10 protein-coding genes are annotated in these 6840 nt (G+C 69.7%); 6 read left to right on the top strand and 4 right to left on the bottom strand.

Going from position 1 to position 6840, the window contains the following annotated elements:
- A partial coding sequence (locus L978_RS16410) for a sulfurtransferase (RefSeq protein WP_047524364.1) occupies positions 1 to 337 on the bottom strand: 337 nt, incomplete at its 3' end.
- A 173-nt stretch (positions 338 to 510) separates the two neighbouring features.
- Here L978_RS16410 and L978_RS16415 point away from each other — a divergent pair.
- From L978_RS16415 to L978_RS16430, 4 genes are all read left to right on the top strand, one after another.
- Positions 511 to 1392, top strand: coding sequence for a DMT family transporter (locus L978_RS16415; RefSeq protein ID WP_047524365.1), 882 nt, complete (start codon positions 511 to 513; stop codon positions 1390 to 1392).
- A gap of 60 nt (positions 1393 to 1452) precedes the next feature.
- Positions 1453 to 2112 (top strand): GTP cyclohydrolase II, encoded by a 660-nt coding sequence (locus tag L978_RS16420; RefSeq protein ID WP_047524366.1) that lies wholly within the window; start codon positions 1453 to 1455, stop codon positions 2110 to 2112.
- 29 nt (positions 2113 to 2141) lie between these two features.
- A complete protein-coding gene (locus tag L978_RS16425) occupies positions 2142 to 2615 on the top strand; it encodes a MarR family winged helix-turn-helix transcriptional regulator (RefSeq protein ID WP_047524367.1) in 474 nt (157 codons plus the stop codon).
- Between the two features lie 64 nt (positions 2616 to 2679).
- Complete coding sequence (locus L978_RS16430) at positions 2680 to 3012, top strand: helix-turn-helix domain-containing protein (RefSeq protein WP_047524368.1); 333 nt, start codon at positions 2680 to 2682, stop codon at positions 3010 to 3012.
- A 188-nt stretch (positions 3013 to 3200) separates the two neighbouring features.
- Here the strand turns inward: L978_RS16430 and L978_RS16435 are convergent, their stop codons facing one another.
- Both L978_RS16435 and L978_RS16440 read right to left on the bottom strand, forming a co-directional pair.
- On the bottom strand, positions 3201 to 3791 hold the full coding sequence (locus L978_RS16435) for a ClpP family protease (protein ID WP_047524369.1): 591 nt from the start codon (positions 3789 to 3791) through the stop codon (positions 3201 to 3203).
- Entirely contained in the window at positions 3788 to 4402 is a 615-nt protein-coding gene (locus L978_RS16440; RefSeq protein WP_047524370.1) for a ClpP family protease, read from the bottom strand. Before L978_RS16440 ends, L978_RS16435 begins: the two co-directional genes overlap by 4 nt.
- Positions 4403 to 4526: 124 nt before the next feature.
- On the opposite strand from L978_RS16440, the gene L978_RS16445 reads away from it, so the two are divergent.
- Positions 4527 to 5000 carry an acyl-CoA thioesterase gene (locus tag L978_RS16445; RefSeq protein WP_052193822.1) on the top strand — a complete coding sequence of 158 codons (474 nt, stop codon included), beginning with the start codon at positions 4527 to 4529 and terminating at the stop codon, positions 4998 to 5000.
- Positions 5001 to 5017: 17 nt separating this feature from the next.
- Here L978_RS16445 and L978_RS16450 read toward each other — a convergent pair whose 3' ends face one another.
- A complete protein-coding gene (locus tag L978_RS16450) occupies positions 5018 to 6232 on the bottom strand; it encodes a trans-sulfuration enzyme family protein (protein ID WP_052193823.1) in 1215 nt (404 codons plus the stop codon).
- Positions 6233 to 6344: 112 nt separating this feature from the next.
- Between L978_RS16450 and L978_RS16455 the strand changes: the two genes are divergently transcribed.
- Entirely contained in the window at positions 6345 to 6812 is a 468-nt protein-coding gene (locus L978_RS16455; protein WP_047524371.1) for an Lrp/AsnC family transcriptional regulator, read from the top strand.
- Positions 6813 to 6840 lie beyond the last annotated feature (28 nt).

The raw sequence follows: 6840 nt of genomic DNA on the forward strand, positions 1-6840 counted from the left end.
CCCCCGCCTGCCGCAGCAGCCACCACGCGCGCGCCGCCGCCGCGCCCTTGGCATCGTCGTAGGCGACCACCGTGTCGCCCGCGCGGACACCCCAGCGCCGAGCCGCGGCCTGGAGCGTGGCCGTCGACGGCAGCGGGTGCCGTCCGTCCGAGGGCTCTCCGTGCGTGGAGAGCTCCGTGTCGAGCACGGCGAACACGGCGCCGGGGATGTGTCCCGTGAGGTAGTCGTCGTGCCCCGCCTCCGGGCGATCCAGCCGCCACCGCACATCGATCACACGCACCGGTGCGCCCCGGGTCAACAGGTCGTTCAGCTCGACGGCACTCACGAAGTCGCTCATGCTGCGAGGCTACCGAATCCTCGGGTCACCCCGTCCTCACCTTCGAATCGCGTGAATGGCCGCATCCGGCGCCGGAATCGGACCATTTGCGCGATTCGAAAGAGGATTCCGGCCACTAGGCTCGATCCGGCAACGTCGAGAAAGGGCCCACGATGCCCTCTCGACTTCGCTGGATGCGGTTCCGCCCGGAGGAGGCCGCGCTCCTCGCGATCACCGCGGTCTGGGGCGGCACCTTCCTGCTCGTGCACTGGGCGATGGACCATTCCGGACCCTGGTTCTTCGTAGGCATCCGCTTCCTGATCGCGGGTCTGATCAGCGTCGTGATCTTCCGCCGGGTGCTGCGCGGGATCCGGTGGCGCGACGTCGGCGCGGGCGTGGCGATCGGGGTGATGATCTACCTCGGCTACGGCTTGCAGACGCAGGGGCTGCAGACGATCGACAGCAGCACCTCCGCCTTCATCACCGCGATGTACGTGCCCCTGGTCCCGCTCGCGCAGTGGGCCGTGTTCCGCACGCGTCCTCCGGTCATGGCCTTCATCGGCGCGGGGCTGGCGTTCGTGGGACTGCTGTTCATCGCCGGGCCCGACGCCTTCGCGCTCACCCTCGGCACCGGTGAGATCGTGACCATGATCAGCACGCTGCCGATCGCCGCCGAGATCATCCTGATCAGCCTCTTCGCGGGAAAGGTCGATCTCGGCCGCATCACGGTGATCCAACTGCTGACGGCCGGCGTGCTGGGGCTGCTCACGATGCCCGTGGTGGGTGAGGGCGTGCCGGAGTTCTCGTGGATCTGGGTCGGCTGCGCGGTCGGCCTCGGAGCGGCGAGCTGTCTGATCCAGCTGACGATGAACTGGGCGCAGAAGTCGGTCTCCCCCACGCGCGCGACCATCATCTACGCGGGTGAGCCGGTGTGGGCCGGCGTCATCGGACGCATCGCCGGGGAGCGTCTGCCCGTGACCGCACTCATCGGCGGGGCACTCGTGGTGCTCGGGATCCTCGCGAGCGAGCTGAAGCTCGTGCGGCGCACTCCGGCGGAACGCCCGCCTGACAGGTAGACAACCGGGAGACATCCGAGGGTCGGGGAATACTCCGCTGGAATGCGCGTTGCACCCGGCATGATTGAAACTTCAACCGTCGCTCCGGTCGCCACGGAGCGCACGCGCGTCCGGGTGCCGCTGCGCTTCGGCGACGGCTTCTCCACGACCGCCGACGTCGTCACCTTCGACGGACTCATCGACGGCCGCGAGCACCTGCTGCTCGGACTCGGCGATTGGCGTGCAGCGCTCGAACGCGCGACCGAGGGCGGGGAGGCTCCGCTCGTACGCCCGCACAGCGAGTGCCTGACCGGCGACGTCTTCGGCTCGGAGCGCTGCGACTGCGGCCCCCAGCTGCGCGAAGCCGTGGAGCGGATCGCGGAGGACGGCGGCTTCCTGCTCTACCTGCGACAGGAGGGTCGGGGCATCGGCCTCTACGCCAAGCTCGACGCCTACGCCCTGCAGGATGCAGGGCTGGACACCTACGAGGCGAACGTCGCCCTGGGACACGGCGAGGACGAGCGCGACTACACCGTGGCCGCCCAGATGCTGAACGCGATCGGCGTCGACGGCATCCGCCTGCTCAGCAACAACCCCGACAAGGCCGTGCAGCTCGAAGCACTCGGCATCCGCGTGACCGAGCGGGTGCGCACCGAGGTGCACCTGTCGGAGTCCAATTCGCGCTACCTGCAGGCCAAGAGGGACCACACGGCGCACACGCTCGACCTGTCGGCAGCGTGACACCCGGCGTGACATCCGAGGAGGACACCATGACGGCGGAGCAGCAGCATCCGCGGCGACTCGACGACACCGAGATGGACGCCTGGCTCCCCGTCATCCGGTTCGTCCAACTCCTCCCGCAGGTGCTCGACCGCACCCTGAAGGAGGAGGTCGGCCTCAACCACGCCCGCTACGCCATCCTCGTCACGCTCGCCGGGCAGGGGGACGGCATCGTCACGATGACCGAACTGGCACGCGTCGCGGGGCTCAGCCGCTCACGCCTGAGCCATGCCCTCGACTCGCTCGAGGAGCGAGGCTGGGTCGAGCGCACGTCCTGCAGCACCGACAAGCGAACCCTCTCGGCCGCTCTCACCCCTGCCGGTCGGGAGATGCTGCGCACGGCGGCTCCGGTGCACGTCGAGCAGGTGCGCGAACTGGTGCTGGATCCGCTCACCCCCGAGGAGCGCGACCAGCTCGGGGCGATCCTCGGCAAGTTGCTGCCGGGAGTCACCGCAGCCCTGTGAAGGTCCGGTTCTGCTCTGAGCAGAACCGCTCGAAGCCTCCGGAGACCCCGGTTTATCGTGAGGCATGGCCGACATCGTCCCGTTCCCGCGCACTCCTCGTTCCGACCGTCCACAGCCCCACGGACCCGAGCCCCTGTGGCGACACCTCCTGGGCGACCAGCTGCGCCGACGTCGACACGACCGCGACGAGACGCTCACCGCCACCGCGGAGACGGCCGGCCTCTCGCCGCAATACCTCTCCGAGGTCGAGCGTGGGTTGAAGGAGCCGTCGAGCGAGATGATCGCCGCCATCGCGGGGGCTCTGGACACGAGCCTGATCGAGCTCACGAGCGCCGTCGCCGAGGAACTCCGCACGACCACCACGGCCCCGCGCGGCGCCTTCGCTCTCGCCGCCTGAGCCCCGCGCGTCAGCCATCCGTCCGGCAGCGTGCTTCACCTGCCCGGCGGCGTGCTTCACCTGCCCTGCGGCGTGCGTCACCTGCCCTGCGGCGTGCTTCACCTGCATGAGCCGCGGACGGATGCATGACCACGAGCACCGCGCCACTCATGCATCCGTCCGTCACTCATGCATCCGTCCGGCATCCGTCAGGTGCGCGCGCCCAGCACGGTGTCGATCAGGCCGTAGTCCCGGGCGGCGGATGCGGTGAAGACCCGGTCGCGGTCGGTGTCGGCGCGCAGCTCCGGAACCGTGCGACCCGTGTGCTCGGCGAGGATCCCCTCCATGTCGGAGCGCACCCGCACCACCTCGTCCGCCGCGAGGATCAGGTCGGGGATCGCACCCCGGGACTGTCCCGCGGGCTGATGCAGCACGATGCGCGCGTGCGCGAGAGCGGCTCGCTCCCCGGATTCTCCCGCGGCGACGAGCAGCGCTGCGGGTCCGATCGCCTGTCCGACACACGTCGTGGCGATGCGCGGGCGGATGTGGCGCATGGTGTCGTAGATCGCCAGCGCTGCTCCGGGGTCGCCGCCCTCGCTGTTGATGTAGAACTGGATGCCGGACTCCGGGCTGTCGGCGTCGAGGTGCAGCAGTTGGGCGATCAGCGCGTTGGCGACGCCCGCATCGATGCCGGTGCCGAGATAGATGACGCGCTCGGCGAGGAGGTGCGAGTACACGTCCATGACCCGCTCCCCCCGGGGATGCTGCGCGATCACGTTCGGGATCGTGTAGCTGCTCATGCGTCCGCCCCCAGTCCGACCCGCGGGCGTCGTCGCGGCATCACCTCGGCGATCGAGGCCACGACCCCGTCGATGAACCCGTACTCCTGCGCCTGCGTCGCGGTGTACCAGCGGTCGTGGAGCGAATCCTCGAAGATGCGCTCGAGGGGCTGCCCCGTGTCGGCGGAGATGAGTCCGAGCACGGTGTCACGCATGTGGCGCAGATCATCGGCCTGCGTCTCGAGCTCGCCGGCGGACCCGCCGATCCCCGCGGACCCCTGATGCATCAGGATGCGCGCGTGCGGGAGGGCGCGTCGCTTGCCCGGCGTGCCCGCGGAGAGCAGGAACTGCCCCGCACTGCAGGCAAGGCCCAGGGCCAGGGTCGCGACGTCGTTCGGAACGAGTCGCATGAGGTCGCGGATCGCGAGCATGGACGGCACGGAGCCGCCGGGCGAGTGGATCCAGAGGGCGATGTCGGCGACGGGGTCCTCGGACGATAGTGCGAGCAGCTGCGTCATCAGCAGGGTGCCGTTGTCGTCGTCGAGCGCGCCGTCGAGCACGAGCACCCGCTCGTGGAACAGCGCACGCCGGGCCTCGGGGCCGAAGTGCGGGATGGGGTTGTCTTCGCTCATGTCCCCAGCTTCCGCTCTCGCGTGCCGCGTCCGGCGGGATTCTGCCGTGGGCGGCTCTGCCCTGAGCAGATGTCGAAAACGCGCCGTAACATCGCCGACTCACGGCACCCCTACCCTCGAGCTCATGGCGAAGCAGAAGGCACCGGCCTGGCAGTGGTCGGAAGACGGACTCAACTTCCGCACCCGCAAGTGGGTGCGCCCGGAAGACCTCAATGCGAACGGCTCCCTGTTCGGCGGGAGCCTGCTGAAGTGGATCGATGAGGAGGCGGCGATCTACGCGATCGTCCAGCTCGGCAATTACCGCGCCGTCACCAAGCACATCTCGGAGATCAACTTCGAGGCCTCCGCGGTGCAGGGCGACCTGATCGAGATCGGCCTGCAAGCGACGCACTTCGGCACGACCTCCCTGACGATGCGCGCCGTGGCCCGCAACATGATCACCCGCAAGCGCATCCTGACGATCGAGAAGATCGTGTTCGTGAGCCTGGACGACGACGGGGTGCCCACCCCGCACGGCTACCACGAGATCACCTACGATCGCGATCGGATGCCGACCGAGCGCATCGCGACCGGGACGATCCGCCTGCCCTCGCTCTGACGCGGATCCTCCTGCGGCTACGCGGGAACGGCCTCTGCCGGCGCGCCGTTGCGGGAGGAATCGGCGACGGCGAAAGCCTGCGCGAGATCCGCGATCAGGTCATCGACGTCCTCCAACCCGATCGACAACCGCAGCACATCGGCGGCCGGGCGGGCCTCGGGCGGCACGGGCCGGTGGGTGAGCGCCGCCGGGTGCTGGATCAGCGAGTCCACGCCGCCGAGCGAGACGGCATGGGTGAACAACCTCGTCGCCGTCGTCACGGCGGAGGCGGCAGCGAATCCGCCGCGCATCCGGATCGCGATCATCGCCCCCGTGCCGCGCATCTGCCGTTCCAGGATGCCGCGCGGATCGCCGTCGAGCCCGGGATAGAAGACCTCGGCGACCTCCGGCCGGTCGATCAGCCACTGCACGACCCGCTGCGCACTCCCCTGCTGGTGCCGCACCCGCACCGGCAGGGTCGTGAGGCCGCGGTGCAGCAGATACGCCCCGAGCGGATGCAGGAGCCCCCCGGTCACCGCCCGCACGCGGCGCAGCGCCTCCGCGGTCTCTTCGCTGCAGGCGACGACACCGGCGATCACATCGCCGTGGCCGCCGAGGTACTTGGTGGCGCTGTGCAGCGACATCGCGGCGCCCAGATCGATCGGGTTCTGCAGCACCGGGGTCGCGAACGTGTTGTCGACCACGACCGGCACCGACCCGGCCTGGCGCACCACATCGGCGATGTCGGCGATGTCGAGGGTCGGGTTCGCCGGGGTCTCGACGACGACGAGGCCGGTGTCCGGACGCACGGCGGCGGCGACCTCGTCGGGATGGCAGTACGTGGTCTCGACGCCGAGCAGTCCGGAGCCGAGCAGGTGATCGGTGCCGCCGTAGAGCGGACGCACCGCGACCACGTGGCGTGCGCCCGTCGCGCCGGTGTGCGCGAGGATCACGGCTGTCATCGCCGCCATCCCCGAGGCGAACGCGACCGAGGCCTCGGCGTGCTCGAGGTCGGCCAGAGCGTCCTCGAACCGGGCGACCGTGGGGTTCCAGAGCCGGGCGTAGACCATGCTGCCGTCCGCCGGTGGGCGGCCACCTGTGGCCATGGCCTCGTACGAGTCGCCCCCGCGCTCGATGTCGGGGAGTGGATTGGTCGTCGACAGGTCGATCGGCAACGCGTGCACCCCGAGACTCTCGAGGTCGGAACGGCCGCTGTGGACGGCGACGGTGTCGGGATGCAGCGGTGCAGTCATGCCTCCACGTTGCCGGAATCGCGGCACTTTTGCAGGAAGTCGACAGGATCCACCATGAATCAGGTCGGTTTCGCTATTCTGTGCAGGATCCGCCCGACGAAGGAGCCGAAGGTTGGCGAAAGCACAACTCGATGAGACCGACCTCGAACTGCTCGCGGTCCTCACCCGCGACGCCGAGATCACGAACAAAGCCCTGGCGCACCGCCTGCGTCTCGCCGAGTCGACATGCGCGCATCGCGTGCGTTCCCTGCGCGAGCGCGGGGTGATCCGCGACACCCGCATCCGTGTGGATGGCGCGGCCCTGGGCTTCCCGCTGCAGGCGATCATCAAGGTGCGGCTCGCGAATCACACGGGCGACAAGGTGACGGCGCTGTTCGATGCGCTCGCCGGGGTCCCGCGTGTGCTGCAGGTGTTCCACGTCGCCGGCGTCGACGACTTCCTCGTGCATGTGGCCGTGGAGGACGCGACGGCGCTCCGCGACATCGTCCTCGAGCACATCACCGTCCATCCCGTCGTGCGCGGCACCGAGACCCAGCTCGTCTTCGAACTGCGCGACGGCCCCGGCCCCCTCCCCCGCTGACCCCCCGTCCCGTCCCCGTCCCGTCCCC

Origin of the sequence: Microbacterium sp. ZOR0019 (assembly GCF_000800925.1) — a bacterium.
Taxonomy (GTDB): Bacteria; Actinomycetota; Actinomycetes; order Actinomycetales; family Microbacteriaceae; genus Microbacterium; species Microbacterium aurugineum.